Genomic DNA, 16,610 nt, shown 5'->3' with positions numbered 1-16,610 from the left:
CCTTAGGGGACGATTTTCGCACGTTCAAGTTTATTTTCGAAAATGTAGTCAATCACCGAATATATGGGATGGAGATGAGAGGAGGATCTGGCAGGTGCGGTCGAGATGGCGGCGCGACAGGAACACGGCGGCCTCCGTGTCCCGCGCCAGCACCGCATCGGCGATCTCTCGGTGTTCGGCGAGGTCGTCGCGCGGCGCGTGCATGTAATGGACTGCGACCCGCCGGTAGCGGTCTGCCTGGTCGTAGAGCTGGGAGCGGAAGCGCTGCAGCCATTCCGAGCCGCTGGCGGCGGTGAGGGCGTTGTGGAAGGCGCGATGGCGCGTCTCCCATTCGTCGTCGACCAGGCCGTCCGGGCCGAGCTTGCTGCGCTTTGCCAGTTCGTGGAGCGCGGCGACGATGCCGGCCTCCCAGTGGTCGTCGCCATGGGCGATGGAGAGCCGAATCGCCATGGATTCAAGCTCCTTGCGCATGTTGGTGATGTCGAGGAGGCCGGCGCGCGACACCGGCGCGACGCGAAACCCCTTGTGTTCCTCCAGTTCCACGAGCCCGTCGGAGGCGAGCTTCATCAGCGCTTCGCGCAGCGGGCTGAGCCCCACGTCATAGTGCGCCTTCAACTCCTCGAAACGCAGGCGCACGCCCGGCTTCCAGAGGCTGCGCACGATGTCGCGACGCAATTCCTCGTAGACGCCGGCGGTTCGGGTGCGTCCACCGCGCTCCGCCGCTGCTCCGGCCACCTTCACGCTTGCCGCTTGCGCCACCGTCGTTCTCCCGCCTTGGCGATTTCCGATCGCCAAGGTCATCCTAGCTCAGATTTATTTTCGAAGATATTTTATATAATCGAATTTAATTCATAGCGTCGCATCATCGTGCTTCAGCGCCAAGAAACCAATGGGGGAGGAGACCTTCATGCGACGCACCTCATGCGGCGCCCAGCGCCGTCGTGTCCTGCTGCTCATCGCCGGCATGGCCTTGTCCACCGCCGGAACGGCCCCGGCCCGCGCGCAGGGACAGGCGACCTCCGGGGAGCCGGTGACCATCGGGGCCATCCTCTCGGTCACCGGCCCGGTGGCGGGCGTCGGCCAGCCCGAGCGGGACGGCGCTCTGCTCGCGGAAAAGATCGTCAACGCCTCGGGCGGCATCGGCGGCCGGCCGCTGAAGCTGGTCATCGAGGACGACTCCTCCAATCCGGACACCGCCATCTCGAAGGCGACGGGTCTCATCCGCTCCACCAGGGTCCGGGCGCTGATCGGCTCCTCGAACCTGCCGAGCACGGTGGCCATCGGCGGCCTCACCGATTCCGTCAAGCTGCCGCAGGTGGCGCTCTCCGGCATGGGGCCGGCGGTGGAGGCGAGGCGCACCTGCGTGGTGCATCTGCTCGCCCCGCAGGAGCTCAACGCCCGCGCCGCCCTCGCCGGCCTGCTGCGGCCGAGCGCAGGCGCCATCCGCTTCGCCGGACGCGACGTGACGGCCGAGCCCGGCCACCGCAGGGCGGGAGAGGGGATGGCCTTCGTGCTCGACAACCGGGCGCTGTTCGCGGAGCTGACCGTGCGCCAGAACCTCGCCCTCGCCGAGCGGATGGGCCAGCGCAGCGGGCGCCCCAGATGCCTCGGCGACGATGCCGAGCTGTTCGACCTGCTGCCGGTCGTGAAGGAGCGGATCGACGCGCCGGTTCAGCTTCTGAGCGGCGGGCAGCAGCAGATGGTCGCCATCGCCCGCACGCTGCTGCTGCGCCCCCGCCTGTTGATGCTGGACGAGCCCTCCGCCGGCCTCGCGCCGCTCATCGTGAAGCACATCCTGGAGCTGCTGCACAACCTGAAGGGGCGGGGCATGGGCATCCTGGTGGTGGAGCAGAACGTGCGCCTCATCGCGGAGGTGGCGGATCGCGGCTATGTCATGTCCCTGGGGCGCCTGGTGCATGAGGTGCCCCCCGGCGGCTGGCCGGCGCTGCTGGACGACGAGCGCCTCGTCCGCGCTTATCTGGGTGGGTGAGGCCGCCGCGCGGACGCGGGTGGACCGAGGCCGGCCGTCCTGCGCACATGGCGCGGCGCCACACCGGCACCGCTGTGCCGGAGATGCGACGCGGGATCACGGCACCAGGGCCATGGTGCGCGGCCCCCGCCCGACCTTGATCCGGGCTCGCATCGCCAAACCCTCAAGATCGATCACCGCCACCGCGTCGTCGAACCATTCGCTCACATAGGCCTGCCGTCCGTCGGGGCTGATGACGACGCTCTCGGGCGAGCCACCGAGACGCAGGGACCCGGCTTGGCGGCCCGCCTGCGGGTCCAGCAGGCTCACGGTGCCCGATTGCTGGTTCGCCACCAGGATGCGCCCGGTCCCGGGGATAACGGCGAGGCCGTAGGGCATCTTGCCCGCTGGCAGGCTTGAAACCGTGTGGTCCGTCTTGTCGATCAGTGAGACATCGCCGCAGCGCACATTGGCGACGGCGATGAAGCGCGGGTCGTTTCCGGTGTCGAAAGCGTAGGGCGCCTGGCCGACAGCCACCGAAGCAAGGCGGGAAAATGAGGCAAGATCGATGATGCTGACGGCATTGCTCTCACGGTCGGCGCTATAGAGCCGACGCCCTTGGGCGTCGAGGACGAGGCCGGCCGGCGATCGTCCGACCTTCACCGTTCCGGTCCGGGCCAGCGTGTGCGGGTCGAGCCGATAGACGGCGTCCGCCGACCAGTCGCTCACATAGAGCACGCCGCTGCCGGGATCGGCCACCACGGCGAAGGGCTGGCCGCCGATGGAGGTGGTATCGATGACCTGCCGCATCGTCGTGTCGATCCGGGTGAGGAGGCCGGCATCGGGATGGGTGACGTAGGCGGTCTTGCCGTCCGGCGACAGGCCGATGCCAGCGGGCGCCTTGGCCACGGCGATGGTATGCTCCACCGTGCCGCTTTCCGTGTCGATCACGCTGATTTCGGCTCCGGCCTGGCAGACCACGAACAGCCGCGCCGCCTGCGCCACCACGGCGCCCGCCATCTGCGCCAGAACCAGAAGGGCGCCGAGCAGCAGCGCCCGCGCGCTCCTCGACGGCGCGATCCTCACTTGCCCTCGACTTTGGCCTTGAGGCCCTTGAGCCCGGCTTCGAAGAAGGCGGTCATGGCGGCGACTGCGGCTTCGTCGTTCAGCTCGTCGGGCGGGAAGTTGCTGGTGTCGCCGCGATAGAAGCGGGCGCCCCACACCACCGCGCTGCCGGCACCGGCGCCGGAAACGGTGATGGTGGCGGTGTAGAAGCTCACCGGCAGCGCCTCCGCATTCTCCGTGTTGAGGCGCCAGCTGAGGCTGCGGGTCGCGGCGTCGTAGGTATCGAGGCCATCGGTAATCTCGCCTTTTTCCAGCACCAGCGTGCGCTCGGCGCCGGGCGCGTTGCCGCCGGTGGCCTTCACCGCCTTCACCAGTGGATGCCAGGCGCCGATGCCGGCAAAATCGCCAGCCAGCTTCCACACCGCATCGGGGGAGGCTGCGATGGTGGTGCGCACCTCGGCCTTCTGCGGCGTCGGCCCGTGGGCGGTGGCCGGGCACGCGAAGAGGGTGGTGCAGGCGACGGCCAGAGCGGCGAGATGCACTCTCATGAAACGCGGATCCTTGTGATGGGATGAGGGAGGGACCGGCGGGCGCGCCATACGCCGGCCGCGAAGAAGGCGATGAGCAATGCCAGCGCGAGGGCCGCGGGGAGCGGGGCGCTGTCCCAGATGCCCGGCACCGCGCGGGGGCGGGCGCTTGCGGCGATGGCGTCGGCAAGGGCCGGCGCATCGGCGAGCGGCGCGTAGGCGAGGCCGGTCTTCTCGGCGAGGGCCTCCAGGTGGGAGGTGCGGACGGCGCTGAGATGCTCCGCGCCGGTGGCGACATCGGCCCCCCAGGGTGCGTTGCGGGGATGGAAGCCCTCGCGCTCTTCGGAACCCGTGGGCGGAAGGCCGTGGCGGTTCTCCTGCGGCACGTCGTCCATGCCGTAGAAGCCGATCTCGCGGCCGTCGCGGTCGAATTTGGGGATGGGCACGGGCGTCGGGCCGCCGACGCCGACGATGAGCCCGCGCACCGCCCCCGCCTCGCCCTCGAACGGCGGGATGCCGGAGGCGGGCAAGGGCGGCGCCTCCTGCCCGTCAGTGAAGAACAGCAGGTCGGCGCTGAGGGGGCGGGCGAGGGCGATGGCGGAGTAGAGGCCCGAGGCGATGTAGCTGTCGCCCTCCCAGGCCATGCGCCAGTCCAGATTGCCGATGGCGCCGTCGAGCGGGGCGAAATCCGCGCACACCTCCATCGGCTCGAACAGCAGGAAGCTGCGCCGCTCGGTGAAGATGGCGAGGCCCAGTTCCGAGCCGCACGGCAGGCGGGCGGCCAGCGCGCGCAGCGTCGTCTTCGCCTCCTCAAGGCGGGAGACGGGCCGCCCATCGCGCGTGTGGTCCCGCACGTTCATGGACAAGGTCACATCCACCACGGCCAGGAGGCGGAAGGCGGTGGTGCGGGTCGACAGGCGCGGGGCCAGCGTGGCGGCAAGGGCCGCCGCCAGCGCCGCGGCGAGGAGAAGGGTGCGCGGACGGGGGCGGGCCATCACGGCAGGCCCTGTGGCAGGCCGGGCAAATCGGTCCACAGCCGCTTCGGCGTCTCCTGGGCGTCGTCCTGCGGCTCCTGCTCAATCTGCGGGAAGTCGCGGATGAGGCGCATGGCGATGTCGAGATTGTATTTCGCGTCCCAGAACCCCGGATCCCGCTCCAGCGCCGCCCGGTAGCCGGCCTTGGCCAGCCGCACCAGCGGAATGGCGGGGTCGATCTCAGTCTGCTCCAGATGGGCGATGGCGCGGGCAAGGCGCGCATTGGCGAGATCATACAGGCCGGCGACGGCAAGCGCGCGCTCGTCGGTGCGGGAGAGGCGATCCACCAGGGGCTGGGCTTCGTCGAAGCGGTCGCGCACCATCAGGAAATGCGCCCGTGCCAGCAGCAGCCGGGGCGTGGCTGTATCCGCCACCGGCACGTCACGGCCATCGGCGAGGGCGGTGATGGTGCGGTTCTCGAACGCGTTCAGGCCGATGCGCGCGCCGAGGGCGAGGAGCATGCCGAACGCGGCGACGCCGAGAGCTAGAAGCGCCGCGTCGATGAGCCTCCGCGTGGGCCAGTTGGTGGGCCAAGCCCGGGGGATCGGTCTCATGCCGCCCTCCTGATCTGGCCGGCATCCCGGCCGGCGTCCTGCGGGCGGGACGCCGGCCGCGCCCCGAGCCCGCGCTCGGCGCTGCGGGCGAGGAGAAGCAGCATCGTCGCCAGAGCGGCGAGGGCATAGGCTGGGCGCGCGAGGTCGCGGCGCGGGATGCGCTCCACATAGGAGAGGGGCGCGGTCTCCTGCCGGTCGATCTCGGCGATGGCGTCGGCCACCGCCTGCGGGCTTCCCGCCTCGAAGGCGCGATAGGGCACGCCGAGGCTGGCGAGAAACAGGTTGAGGTGGCGCTCCGGCATGGCCTGGGGAGTGTCCTCGCCCGGCGCGCGGGGGGTGTCGAAGATGCCAGCCGAGCCGGCGGTGCGCAGGAACAGCCAGTAGATGCGCACCGGGCTGCGCTTCACCGCGTCTCGCAGGGCCGCCTGGACCCGAAGGTCGATCACCGCCGCCCCGTCGGACACCAGCAGCACCGCCCGCGCAGCGCCCGCGTCGTCCCGGTCGAAGGTGGACAAGGCCAGCGCCAGCCCCCGGCCCACGTCGGTGAGGGCGAGGCCCGGTCGGTCGATGGCCGCCACCGCGGCCGCCACCGCGTCGTGGTGGTCGGTCAGGGGCAGCACCGGTATGGGCGAAGTGGAGAAGGCGGTGACGCCGATGCGATCCCGAGGCCGGCGGCCGAGGAAATCGGTGATGAGCCGCTTGGCGGCGGCGGATTTGGATTCTTCCCCCTGTCCCGGCTGGCGGTCGGCGAAGGTGTTGTCCATGCTGGCGGAACGGTCGAACAGCAGCACCAGATGCGCGCCCGATCCCACCCGCGTGACCGTCTGCGATGTCAGGTGGAGCCCGGCGAGGCCGAGCACCAAGGCGGCGATGGCGACGACGCCCGCTGTCTTCAATCCCGCATCGACGGCACGGGAGAGGCCATCGCGTGGAACGGTCACGAGGCCCGGCACGCGGGTTCCCGAGAGTGCATGGGCTACGAGAGGCAGCAGGCAGAAGGCCAGCAGCGCCAGCAGCGTCGGGTGATCGACAGCCATGCTCATGCCGTCGCCTCCCGGGGGGCGTGAGCAGCCGCCGGTCGCGCCGCGCCCTTGCGCTCGGCCACCGCCAGCCGCCGGGCGAGGGAGAGCAGCGCGTCTGGCGTCATCTGCGCCCTGGCCGCGTCCGCGCCCTTGCCGAAGAAGGCGAGGCGTGAGGCATGGAAGAAGCGGGTGATGGCGTCCGCCTCGGTGGCGAGGTGGGGAGCTTCAGCGAGGAAGGCGGGCACATCGTCGGCCAGCAGGCGGCGGCCGGCGGCTGCGTCAAAAGCGCGGTGGAGCCTCAGCAGGGCCTTGGCATAGGCCTCCGCCGTCGGTGCGGCGAGAATGCGCCGGATGTCCCGCGCGGCCGCCGCGAACGGCGGACGCAGGCGGCCGAACGGCCCCCAGCCGCGCAGGATTGCGAGGCCGAGGAGGCATGCGAGCGCCACCGCCGCCGCCCCGGCCGCGCGCCTCAGGTCAGCGCGGAGCGGATGGGGCGAGGGTGCGATATCCGGCTGGAGCGCCATGGGATTGGCGGCGCCGCCGGCGACGAGGGAGCGCAGCGGCGAGGACGCGAAGCTCCAGCCCGGCACCGTGAGGTTGAGCACATGGTCGCCGTCTCGGGCCGTGAGTGGCACGGCGGGGATGTCGAGCGCCCGTGTCTCCAGCGGCGCGTAAAAGCTCTGGTAGGTGAGGAGGAGGCGATAGCGCCGGGCGCCGTTGGCGTTCGGCAGCTCGGTCAGATCGGCGCTACGCAGGTCGAGCCAATAGGTGACAGGGCGTGGGCGGGGCAGGCTGCCCGGCTCCAGCCGGAAGCCCGGATCCAGCGTGACCACGGCTTCAAGGGTGATCAGGTCGCCCAGGAAATAGCCGAACGGGCGCGGCGCGAACAGCTCCACCGTCGCCGCGCGCGCTGGCGCGGCGACGAGGGGCGCGACGAGAAGGCAGGCCGCGAGAAGGCTGCGCCGAGAGCACGCGCCGATCAGCTTGCCGTGCAAGCTGATCGGACGACGTGTTCTCCTTCTTGAGTCTAGAGGGCGATTCACCGAGCAAATTGGTTCAATTTGCCCGGATCGCGCTCTAGCGGCGCGCCAGGAAATCCACGAGGGCATCGGCATCGAACCGGTCGGAGAGATGGAAGGCGCCAAGGCCACGCCCGGCGAAAAGGGCGTCGAGGGCGGCGATGCGTTCGCGTGCCTGCGCCCGCCAGCGTTCGCGCAAGGCCGGGCGCATGAGGACGAGGCGGCGTGCGCCGGTTTCCGCATCTCGCGTCTCGATCAGCCCGAAGGCGGGCAGATCGCCCTCGGCGCGGCTGTCGCGCAGCACCACGGGCACCACATCGTGCCGCCACAGGGCATCGAGCAGCGCTCCGAGGTCGGCGGCGGGCAAAAGGAAATCGGACACGAGGAAGACCAGGCAGCGGCGCTGGGGCAGCCGCAGAGCCGCCTCCACCAGCCCGCCGGCCGAGCGTCCGGTGAAGGGGGCTTCGAGAAGCCGCGCGCGCACCTCCTGCGCCAGGCCCCGGCGGCGGGTGGCGGGCAGGTCGATGTCGTCGCGCGTCCCCGCATCGGCGGCAAGCAGCGTGAAGGCGTCTCCTCCAGCCACGGCGGAAGCGGCCAGTGTCGCGGCCAACTCGGCGGTGGCCTCGCGCACCCCGTCGAACGCCATGGAGGCGGACACGTCCGCCAGCACCGCCACCGTCATGGCGCGACGGGGGGCGAAGTTGCGGACATGGATCGCCTCGAACGGGTCGCGCAGGGAGGCGCGCAGGTCGATGCGGCGGGGATCGGGCCGGGCGATGAGGGGCAGCAGGCCCCGGAAGGTGCCGTCGCCGCCCTCGCCACGGGCCGGATGGGCGCCCGGCCGCTCGCCGCGTGGGCGCCAGCGCAGCCGATAGGGCAGGGCAAGCGGCTGATCGGGAGGGGCGCCAGCCTCTTCGAGGTTCATCATGGCGCAGGGACCGTCTCGAAGGCGGCGCGGCAGAGGGCGCCGGCGATCTCCTCGCGCCGCATCTCATAGACCGGATCGAAGAAGATGCGGTGGGCCATCACTTCCGGGAACACGGCGCGCAGATCTTCCGGCACGATCATGTCGCGGCCTTCGAGCCAGGCCCGCACCCGCGCCGCCCGAACCAGATAAGACATGCCGCGCGGGCTCGCCCCGCCCTGCACCAGGCGATCCATCCGCACCCCCGGCAGGGTGATGCCGGCGGCGTCGGGCGCGCGCACCGCATCCCAGAGGGCGACCGTATAAGCGGCGATGGCCTCGCTGGCGTGGACGCCGTTCTGGATGGCGCCGGCGATGGCATCGAGCCGGGCGTGGTCGAGCACACCTTCCGCGACTGTGTCGATCAGCCGGTCCATGAGGTGGAAGCGGGGATCGAAGATGAGGGCGCGCCGGCTGGCGGCGTCGGTGGGGGCCTTCACCTGCACTTCCATGAAGAAGCGGTCGCGGGCCGCGGCGGGCAGCTCGAAGGTCTCTTCCCGCTCCACCCGGTTGCGATCGGCGAACACCTGGAGATGGGGGAAGTGAAATTCGCGCCCGAAGGCGGAGACGGTGCCCTCGGCCATCAGACGCAGCAGCAGGGCATGGATCTGCGGGCGCGCCCGGTTGATCTCGTTGAAGAAGAAGATGGAGAGGTCGTCGCCCCGCCGCAGCAGCGGGCCGGGGTCCACCCGGGGGCGGCCGTCGTCGCCGATGCGCGCGTCATAGACGAGATCGGTGGGCATCAGATCGATGGTGCCCTCCACCCGCTCATAGGTGCCGCCGATGGCGCGGGCCATGGCCCGCAGCAGGGTGGTCTTGCCCACGCCCACGTCGCCTTCCAGCAGCACATGGCCGCGTGCGAACACCGCGATGGTGAGGAGGCGGATGACCCGCTCCTGCCCTAGCACCACCTTCGCCACCTCGCGCTCGAATTCGAGCGCACGGGCGCGCCAGTCCGCGAGCGAGGGGGCCGAGCCGGCGAGGACCTGCATGGGGTACGCCTTCCTGAAAGCCGCGCGGTGAAAAGGGCGCAGCCGCCGGGCTGGGGGACTAAAGGGTCCCGCATGACATCCCGGCCGGCCGCGCCAGTTGCCCACCATCCATCGGAGGATTGCCCGGCTCGGAGTATGAGGCCTTGCCTTGCTGGTGGGGGATTGCAGGGACCGTCGTCAGTTGGACGGGATCTTGCTCACGTCGTAGACGAACTGGCCGGTCTTCTGGAAATACGCGACGCGCTTCTGGTTGCGCTCTTCCATTGCGGTGATGGACTGCGACTGCTTGGCGACCTCAGCCGGATTGTGCTTGGGGTCGAACTTGGAGCCGGCCACCTGTTCCGGGAAGCCGGGCTTCGGCTCCCAGCAATTGCCGGGCGCGCGGCAATTGGTGCCGTCATAGGCAAGGGCGCCCGAGGCGGCGAGAAGGCCGGCCGCCGAAACGGCGGCGGCGCAGAGGGTGATGCGGCGGCGGGTGCGATCATAACGGGTCATGTGGTTTCCTCCCCTTTTCACTTCAGGCCGGCCGCACTGGCGGTCGACACCTTGCACACCGGCGCCTGCTCCACAGGCGGCGTGTGATCCTCCTTCTCGCTGAACGGCTTGAAGGCGGCGCGCTGGGCCGGCGTCAGCCACACCGCATCGTTCGGGTCGTCCTTGTAGATGTGGCGCACCCAGGCCATCACCAGCAGCATGTCGTCCAGGGTGAGGGCGCCGTACATGGGCCCCATCTGTCCCTGCGCGCCGCCGAAGATGGTCTCGAACAGGCCCTGGTCGGTCATGTTCTTCGGGTAGGTCCAATAGCTGTCGTTGAGACCGGGGCCGATCTTGCCCTCGCCGTAGTGGCCGTGGCAGCCCGAGCACATGGAGGTGAACAGGTCCTTGCCCCTGGCGAGGCAGGTGGGATTTTCCATGTAGAGGTTGACGCCGGTGGCGAGGAATTTCTTCACCGCCTCGGTGTCGCGGCCCTCCTCCATCGCCTCCGACAGGTCGAGCGGCTGGCCCGTTACAGTGTTCGTGAAGGTCAGCGCCGCATGGGCCGCGAGCGTGAAGCCGGAGGCGAGGGCAATGGCGACGAGGCCCTTCAGGGCGCGCGATCGGAAACTCTTGAGCATCAGGACCTGCCGGAATGTGCGTTCAACAATAAGCGCGGGGGCGCGTGGCTCAGCTGTTGGGCTTGAGGAGGGGAATGCCTTCCTCGACGAGGATCTCGTCGATCTGTGGCCGGGCCTTCACCAGCGCCGCGTCGATCTGCGCGAGCAGGGCGGCATCGTCGCGCCGCACGCCCACCGACTGGTCGTAGTGCAGCGGCACGTCCGTGCCGTCGAAGCGGGTGATGGAGGTTCCGGCCAGCGACATGCGCAGGGGCACCTGCGAGGCCTTCACATAGCGCGCGACTTCCGGCGCAAAAGCGAAGGCGATCTCGGCTTCCCCGCTCGCCACCTCGGAGACGATGCGGTCGCCGGGGATCTGCACATACTGGTTGCGTGGCGACTTGAAGTTCACGAGCCCGTAGAGATAGGCCGCATTGTCCTCATATTTGCCGAGCCGCTTCAGCATGGTCTCGCCGGGGGAATAGAAGCGGATGGCGAAGTGGCCGCCCAGCGCCTTGACCTGCGGGTCCTGCCAGTCGGTGGCGGTGATGTTGCGGTCGGCGCGGGTCACCAGCACGTAGGACGTGCGGTAATAGGGCTTGGAGGTGAGCAGGCGCGCATCCCCGGTATCGACGCCCATCACCACGTCGCAGAACTTGGGATCGAGCTGGTCGCGCACCTGGTAGATCGCCGGCTTGGCGGTCCAGACGAACTGGACCTTGCGCCCCATGGCGGTGGCGAGCACCTCGGCGATGCGGTTCTCGAAGCCGGCTTTTTCGCCCGGCTTGCCCTCCTTCTGCGAGAAGGGCGCTTCCACCTCCGAGGCGCACACGCGCAGCACACCGGGATCGGCGGGGGCGGCGGCTTTGGCGGTGTCCTGCGCCTTTGCCTGGGGCGCCGGTGCCGCGGGCGACTGGGCCGCGGCCGGCACCGCGCCGAGCGACAGGAGCAGGCCGGCGAAGAGGAAACGGCGGGCGGTGGGTGCGGAATGGGTCATGCTGCGCTCCCGATGGGAAGGCCCGCGCCTGCGGGTGATGCGGGAAGGAGCCGGTCGCCGCAGGGCATGGCGGCGCCCGGCGGGGGCGGTGTCGGAGGTCATCCGCCCCAAGGCTTGCGGGCGATCAGCCGCCCGAGCCGTATTCGCCCACGTTCGGATCGTCGTAGGGGCCCTTCCCGTCGAGGGAGAAGACCATCACGCCGCCACCCTGCTGGGTGTAGTGCTGAAGCTGCTTGAAGGCGCCCACGGCGCCGAGGCCGGCGGTGGGGTCGTTCAGGTCGAACACCAGGCCCACGCCCGGCCAGCCGCCGACGCCGTAGTAGATGGCGACATACTGCACGCCCTTGTGGGTATAGGTCATGGGATGACCAATGACGCCGGACGGCAGCTTGAACTTCCAGAGCAACTGGCCGGTGTCGCTGTCGCGGGCCTTGATGAAGCCGTCCAGCGTTCCGTAGAACATCACGCCGCCAGCGGTGGCAAGCGTGCCGCCCCAGGCCGCGAAACGCTCCATCACCTCCCACTTGAACTTGTTGTTGATGGCGTCATAGGCCTTCACCTGGCCGAGGCCGAGCACCTTCTGGCGGTCGCCCTTGGGGCCGGGATACATGTTCAGCGTCGCACCGACGAAGAACTGGCCCGCCCGGTAGGGCAGCATGAAGGGCTCCCAATCCATGCAGATGTGGTTGATGCCCATGAAGAACGACTTGCGCTCGGGGTCGTAGCTGTCGTGGCCCTGGTTGTGGTAGCCCATGGCCGAGGGACAGATGTCGCGACCCACATGATCCATGCGCGTGCCGAATTCCGGATCGCGGCGCGGCAGTCCGGTCTTGATGTCCACCTGCTTCACCCAGTTCACCGTATCGTCGATCTTGTCGGCGGAGATGAGGGTGCCGTCGGTGCGGTCGAGGGTGTAGACGATGCCGTTGCGGTCCGGATGGGTCAGAAGCTTGCGCATCTTGCCCGTCTGGTCCTTCTGCTCGGACAGCATCATCACGTTGACGCCGGCGTAGTCCCATTCGTCGTGAGGCGTCTTCTGGTAGCCGAATTTCGCTTCACCAGTGTCGATGTCGCGGCCCCAGATGGTCATGGTCCACTTATTGTCGCCGGGACGCATGGTCTCGTTCCACGGTGCCGGGTTGCCGGAGCCGTAATAGACCATGTTGGTGGTCGGATCGAAGGCGTACCAACCCCAGTTGGTGCCGCCTCCGATCTTCCAGGCATCGCCCTCCCAGGTCTGGGTGCCGAGGCCCTTCTGGCCGTAGTGCGGGTTGGCCTTGTTGAAGTCGTTGGCGAGCTTCACCTGGTCGTCGGGGCCGGTGGCATAGGCGCGCCACTTCTGGGCGCCGCTGCGCACGTCGTAGGCGGTGACGTAGCCGCGCACGCCCAGCTCGGCGCCCGAGGAGCCCACCAGCACCGTGTCCTTCACCACATAGGGCGCGATGGTGAGGGTCGAGCCCACCTTGATGTCGGAATTCTCGAGCTTCCAGAACTCCTCGCCGGTGTCCGCCTTCAGCGCCACGATGTGGCCGTCGAGCTGGGTCTTGAGGATGAGGGGCGGCGTCTTGCCGTCGCCGGGCCAGTAGGCAAGGCCGCGGTTCACCACGTCGCAGCATGCCACCGAGCGGGCGGTGGGGTTCTGCTTGGGCTTGTGCTGCCACAGGATACGGCCGGGATCATCCAGGCCGACGGCGAAGGTGGTGTTGGGGAAGGGCGAGTGAATATACATCACATTGTTCACCACGAGGGGCGTGCCCTCGTGGCCCGACAGCACGCCGGTGGAAAACGACCAGGATGCCTTCAGGTCCTTGACGTTCTGCTTGTTGATCTGCTTTTGCGGGCTGAAGTTGTTGGCGTCGTAATTCTTGCCCGTCATGGGCCAGTTGTCGTCGCTCTTGGCGAGTTCGACGAGCTTGTCGTTGGCGCGCGCCGGCATGGACACGGCGGCGGACCCCGCCGCCAGGGCGAGCGTCACGGCACACAGGGACACGGAAGAGAACAGTCTTGTCATTTGGCGCTTCCTCGGGGTTTCCTCACGTTCAAGTCCTTGGTCTTGGACGAGGTTCGGCGGACCCTTTCGCCGAGGTGGCGCACGTTCGCGCGCACCTTCGGAGCGGTGTTCCCGCTCTCATTGGGGGTCCCGGCGCCGGCCGCCGCGCCGCCCCGATGGGGGCTGGCCGGCGTGCGTCGGGCGGCCGACGGGAAGGCCCCGTCGGGCGTGGCCTTCGCCCGCCGCACGATGGCAGCTGGCAAAAAGGCGCGCGCGCCCGCGCGTCGGTGATCAGGGTATGATCAAAACGGGTGGTGCCGGTCGTCCTCCGATAGCGACCTGAATGCCGTAATTCTTATTTTTTTATTAGATATTTGCTTTTGGTTCATGCAGATGACGACTTCCGCGGGCTGTTGTCTCGCGGTATTTGTGCAATATGATCCGGGAAGATTTGGCAATATCTGTCGGGTTGTAGTTCTAATATTATGATATAAAACAATAAATTATGTTTTGGGGTAGGAGGGGCGGAGATGCGGGCCGGGGCTCGGATTTCAGGTTCTGGGCTAGATGTCGTGACGTATAATCGGCGCGACGAGAGTTCAGATCTCCATATGCAAAAGATCATAAGAGTTTTCTCAGGGCGCAGAATGCGCGCGGGTCAAGGTGTGGGGCGCCGTCCGGCATCGCGAGGGGAGCGTGTGCGCGGCGTCGCGTTGCTCCTCGGGCCATGCCTTGCCGTGCTTGCCGCTTGCGGGGAGGACGAGGTGGCCGCGCGCAAGCCTGCGGCCACCGTCGAAACCGCGGCCGGAGCATCCGGTCCGGCGGCTTCGCCGGCCCAAGCCAGTCCCGCGCGCGACTGGCTGGAGCGGGCCGATGCGGTGCCGCCCGAGATCTGGCTCGCCGCCCGCTCCAGCCCGCCCGCGGATCCCGCCCGCATGGCGGCGCTGCTGAAGGAAGCTGACGCGCTGTTCGACGAAACCCCGCGCATGCTGGCCAACCGCACCGCGCAGCTCCAGCGCATGCTCGCCGACAAGGCGGTGACGGAACCGCCGCAGGAGCTGTTGGAAGACTTCATCCGCCTCGCCCGCGAAGACGCACGCCCCGGCAGGCGTTCGGGCTTCGGCGACCTCTGCCAGCATTATTACAATCTCAGGGCATCGGGGCTTGGCCGCGGCGCCGCGCTGGAGGCGCTGGCCCGGGCCGGGCAGGGGAGCCCCAAGCCATGAGCCTGCCCGGTGCCCTGCCATCCTCGCTCCAGCCCCGGCCCGCGTCGAGCGAAGGGCCACGGGCGCAGCCTTCGGCGGCTGTGGGACGGCGGGCTTCGTTGCGGGTCCGGGTCCTCGGCGTCGTTCTCGCCATCAATGCCGCCGCGGCCGTGGTGGCCGGCGCGGTGGTGATCCACAATGCGCGGGTGGCGGCCGCGCGGGAGATGACGGCCTCCGTCGAGATGGCCGAGCGCATGGTGCGCGAGAGCGCCGAGCGGATGGCCGAGGCGCCCGGGGGCGCGGCCTCCACAGCCGGGGAAGTGGCGGGCTGGCCGCTCCACCTGCGGCACCTGCGCCATGTTCGTATCGTCATCGAAGACGCGCAGGGGTGCCCCATCCTGCTTGAGCCGCCTCAGTCTGCGGAGCAGAAGGACGCCGAGGGCGGCGCGCCCGCGTGGTTCGCCCGCCTCGTGGGCGTGAGCGAGGTGGCGCGGGATATCGAGGTGCAAGCCAACGGCATGCCTTTCTCCCGTGTGCGTGTCGCCGGCGTGCCAGACGACGAGGTGGACGAAGTCTGGGAGGACGTGACCGACTTCGCCGTCGTCGCCATCGCGGTGAACGCGGCCATCCTGCTTGCGCTCTCGCTCGCGCTGGGCCGAGTGCGCTCCGACCTCGGGCAATTCCGCAGCGCGCTCGGCGAACTGGAACAGAACCGCTTCTCCTGTCGGGTGGACCTGCCGCGCACCCGCGAGCTGGCGGAAGTGGCGGAGCGCTTCAACGCCCTTGCCGCAGCCCTGGATGCAGCGCGCGAGGACAATGCCTGCCTCAATGCCCGCCTCGTGAGCCTGCAGGAGGACGAGCGGCGGCAGCTGTCCCGTGAACTGCACGATGAGCTGGGGCCGCTGATGTTCGGCCTCAAGGCCAGCGCCCAGTCCCTGCAGAACCTTGCCGCGGCCGCGCCGCCGGAGGTCGCCGGACGCATCGCGGCGCGAACCTCGGCCCTTGTTGGCATCGTGGAGCGGATGCAGCTCGCCAACCGGCGTCTCCTGCGCAAGATCCGTCCCGCGGCCCTGGAGCACGTGGCGCTGTGCGACGTGCTGTCGAACCTCCTTGCCGACTTCCGGCAGCACGATGGCGCGCGCCGCTTCCTGTTCGAGCCCGGACGGCTCGCCGACCATTATGGTCCCGCCCACGACGCGACGCTCTATCGCTGCGTCCAGGAGGCCGTCACCAACGCCCTCAGGCACGGCGACGCACGCACCGTACACGTGGCGCTGACGCAGACGCAGTCGGAGGAGGACTTGGCCGCGCCGCGCCTTCGCCTCGTGGTGACGGACGACGGCTGCGGCCCGCCGGCCACCGTGGCCGAGGGGCTCGGTCTCACCGGCATGCGCGAGCGCGTGCGTGCGCTGGGCGGCCATTGCCGCCTCCTGGCCTCGCCAACGGGCGGCGCATGCCTCGTGGTGGAGATCCCCGTTGCCGGGGACCGGCCGCCTGCCAATCTGGAGCGTTCGCGGACATGACCAGGGTTCTGCTGATCGACGACCATCCCATCATCCTCCAGGGGTGCCGCTACATTCTGGAGGATGCGGGGATCTGCGAACTTCTGGAGGCGAGCAGCGCCCTTGCCGGCTATCGGCTGTTCCGGCGCCAGCGGCCGGACATGGTGATCGTGGACCTCGCCTTGAACGGCAGCGGCCTTGCCGGGCTCGCCCTGGTGCGGCGGCTGCGGGCGCAAGCGGCGCGCATGCCCATCCTCGTGTTCAGCATGCATGCCGATCCGGTGATCGCCAGCCGGGCGCTGGAGGTCGGGGCCACCGGCTATCTGCTGAAGGACACGTCCGTCGCCGACCTTCTGGAGGCGTTCGACAAGGTGCGCCGCGGCCAGCCCTATATCAGCCACGGCCTGGCCATGGAGGTGGCGCTGCTGGCCACCCGCGGCCGGCCGGGATCCATGGCGGACCTCACCCCGCGCGAGCTGCAGGTCCTCGCCTTGCTGGCGGAAGGCAAGGCCTATGGGCAGATCGCCGACGACCTGGGGGTGAGCTACAAGACGGTGGCCAACACCTGCTCCCAGCTCAAAGCCAAGCTCGGGGCCAGCAACCTCGCCGAGCTGATCCACCGCGCCATCCAGTATCTGGCCGGCTCCCCGGGCGGGCGCGTGGCGTAAAGGGCGGC

At 69.3% G+C, this 16,610-nt stretch carries 17 protein-coding genes; 4 read left to right on the top strand and 13 right to left on the bottom strand.

From position 1 onward, the window contains the following. Positions 1-48: 48 nt before the first annotated feature. Positions 49-759, bottom strand: a complete 711-nt coding sequence (locus tag FZ033_RS04935; RefSeq protein WP_188079308.1) for an FCD domain-containing protein — start codon at positions 757-759, stop codon at positions 49-51. Between the two features lie 148 nt (positions 760-907). Between FZ033_RS04935 and FZ033_RS04930 the strand changes: the two genes are divergently transcribed. Next, a complete protein-coding gene (locus FZ033_RS04930; protein ID WP_188079307.1) occupies positions 908-1,990 on the top strand; it encodes an ABC transporter substrate-binding protein in 1,083 nt (360 codons plus the stop codon). Positions 1,991-2,086: 96 nt separating this feature from the next. On the opposite strand, the gene FZ033_RS04925 is transcribed toward FZ033_RS04930, so the two are convergent. The 12 genes from FZ033_RS04925 to FZ033_RS04870 all read right to left on the bottom strand — a co-directional run bounded on the left by FZ033_RS04925 (position 2,087) and on the right by FZ033_RS04870 (position 13,248). Beyond that, a complete protein-coding gene (locus FZ033_RS04925) occupies positions 2,087-3,055 on the bottom strand; it encodes a YVTN family beta-propeller repeat protein (RefSeq protein ID WP_149575018.1) in 969 nt (322 codons plus the stop codon). Beyond that, a complete protein-coding gene (locus tag FZ033_RS04920; protein ID WP_149575017.1) occupies positions 3,052-3,582 on the bottom strand; it encodes an SRPBCC family protein in 531 nt (176 codons plus the stop codon). Before FZ033_RS04920 ends, FZ033_RS04925 begins: the two co-directional genes overlap by 4 nt. Continuing rightward, the gene (locus FZ033_RS04915) at positions 3,579-4,556 is read right to left on the bottom strand and encodes a VWA domain-containing protein (RefSeq protein ID WP_149575016.1); all 978 of its coding nucleotides are present in this window, start codon (positions 4,554-4,556) and stop codon (positions 3,579-3,581) included. The genes FZ033_RS04920 and FZ033_RS04915 overlap by 4 nt, the downstream gene beginning before the upstream one ends. Then, the gene (locus tag FZ033_RS04910; RefSeq protein WP_149575015.1) at positions 4,556-5,149 is read right to left on the bottom strand and encodes a tetratricopeptide repeat protein; all 594 of its coding nucleotides are present in this window, start codon (positions 5,147-5,149) and stop codon (positions 4,556-4,558) included. The genes FZ033_RS04915 and FZ033_RS04910 overlap by 1 nt, the downstream gene beginning before the upstream one ends. Then, on the bottom strand, positions 5,146-6,192 hold the full coding sequence (locus tag FZ033_RS04905) for a vWA domain-containing protein (RefSeq protein ID WP_149575014.1): 1,047 nt from the start codon (positions 6,190-6,192) through the stop codon (positions 5,146-5,148). Before FZ033_RS04905 ends, FZ033_RS04910 begins: the two co-directional genes overlap by 4 nt. Then, positions 6,189-7,166 carry a nonribosomal peptide synthetase MxaA gene (locus FZ033_RS04900; protein ID WP_188079306.1) on the bottom strand — a complete coding sequence of 326 codons (978 nt, stop codon included), beginning with the start codon at positions 7,164-7,166 and terminating at the stop codon, positions 6,189-6,191. Before FZ033_RS04900 ends, FZ033_RS04905 begins: the two co-directional genes overlap by 4 nt. Positions 7,167-7,248: 82 nt before the next feature. Next, positions 7,249-8,118, bottom strand: coding sequence for a DUF58 domain-containing protein (locus FZ033_RS04895; RefSeq protein WP_232847330.1), 870 nt, complete (start codon positions 8,116-8,118; stop codon positions 7,249-7,251). After that, the gene (locus FZ033_RS04890; RefSeq protein ID WP_149575013.1) at positions 8,115-9,146 is read right to left on the bottom strand and encodes an AAA family ATPase; all 1,032 of its coding nucleotides are present in this window, start codon (positions 9,144-9,146) and stop codon (positions 8,115-8,117) included. Before FZ033_RS04890 ends, FZ033_RS04895 begins: the two co-directional genes overlap by 4 nt. 177 nt (positions 9,147-9,323) lie before the next feature. After that, positions 9,324-9,641 (bottom strand): methanol dehydrogenase [cytochrome c] subunit, encoded by a 318-nt coding sequence (locus tag FZ033_RS04885; RefSeq protein ID WP_149575012.1) that lies wholly within the window; start codon positions 9,639-9,641, stop codon positions 9,324-9,326. Between the two features lie 17 nt (positions 9,642-9,658). Continuing rightward, positions 9,659-10,261, bottom strand: a complete 603-nt coding sequence (moxG, locus tag FZ033_RS04880; protein WP_149575011.1) for a cytochrome c(L), periplasmic — start codon at positions 10,259-10,261, stop codon at positions 9,659-9,661. A gap of 49 nt (positions 10,262-10,310) precedes the next feature. Continuing rightward, positions 10,311-11,237, bottom strand: coding sequence for a methanol oxidation system protein MoxJ (moxJ, locus tag FZ033_RS04875; protein WP_149575010.1), 927 nt, complete (start codon positions 11,235-11,237; stop codon positions 10,311-10,313). 124 nt (positions 11,238-11,361) lie between these two features. Then, on the bottom strand, positions 11,362-13,248 hold the full coding sequence (locus FZ033_RS04870; RefSeq protein ID WP_149575009.1) for a methanol/ethanol family PQQ-dependent dehydrogenase: 1,887 nt from the start codon (positions 13,246-13,248) through the stop codon (positions 11,362-11,364). Between the two features lie 743 nt (positions 13,249-13,991). On the opposite strand from FZ033_RS04870, the gene FZ033_RS04865 reads away from it, so the two are divergent. The 3 genes from FZ033_RS04865 to FZ033_RS04855 are packed head-to-tail and all read left to right on the top strand — an operon-like array spanning position 13,992 to position 16,602. Beyond that, positions 13,992-14,453, top strand: coding sequence for a hypothetical protein (locus tag FZ033_RS04865; protein WP_149575008.1), 462 nt, complete (start codon positions 13,992-13,994; stop codon positions 14,451-14,453). After that, entirely contained in the window at positions 14,450-15,955 is a 1,506-nt protein-coding gene (locus FZ033_RS04860; RefSeq protein WP_149575007.1) for an ATP-binding protein, read from the top strand. The genes FZ033_RS04865 and FZ033_RS04860 overlap by 4 nt, the downstream gene beginning before the upstream one ends. After that, positions 15,952-16,602, top strand: coding sequence for a response regulator (locus FZ033_RS04855; protein ID WP_149575006.1), 651 nt, complete (start codon positions 15,952-15,954; stop codon positions 16,600-16,602). The genes FZ033_RS04860 and FZ033_RS04855 overlap by 4 nt, the downstream gene beginning before the upstream one ends. Positions 16,603-16,610 lie beyond the last annotated feature (8 nt).

Origin of the sequence: Xanthobacter oligotrophicus (assembly GCF_008364685.1) — a bacterium.
Lineage (GTDB): Bacteria > Pseudomonadota > Alphaproteobacteria > Rhizobiales > Xanthobacteraceae > Xanthobacter > Xanthobacter oligotrophicus.
Note: the sequence above shows the minus strand (reverse complement) of the source record. Positions and strands in the feature narration are given on the sequence as shown.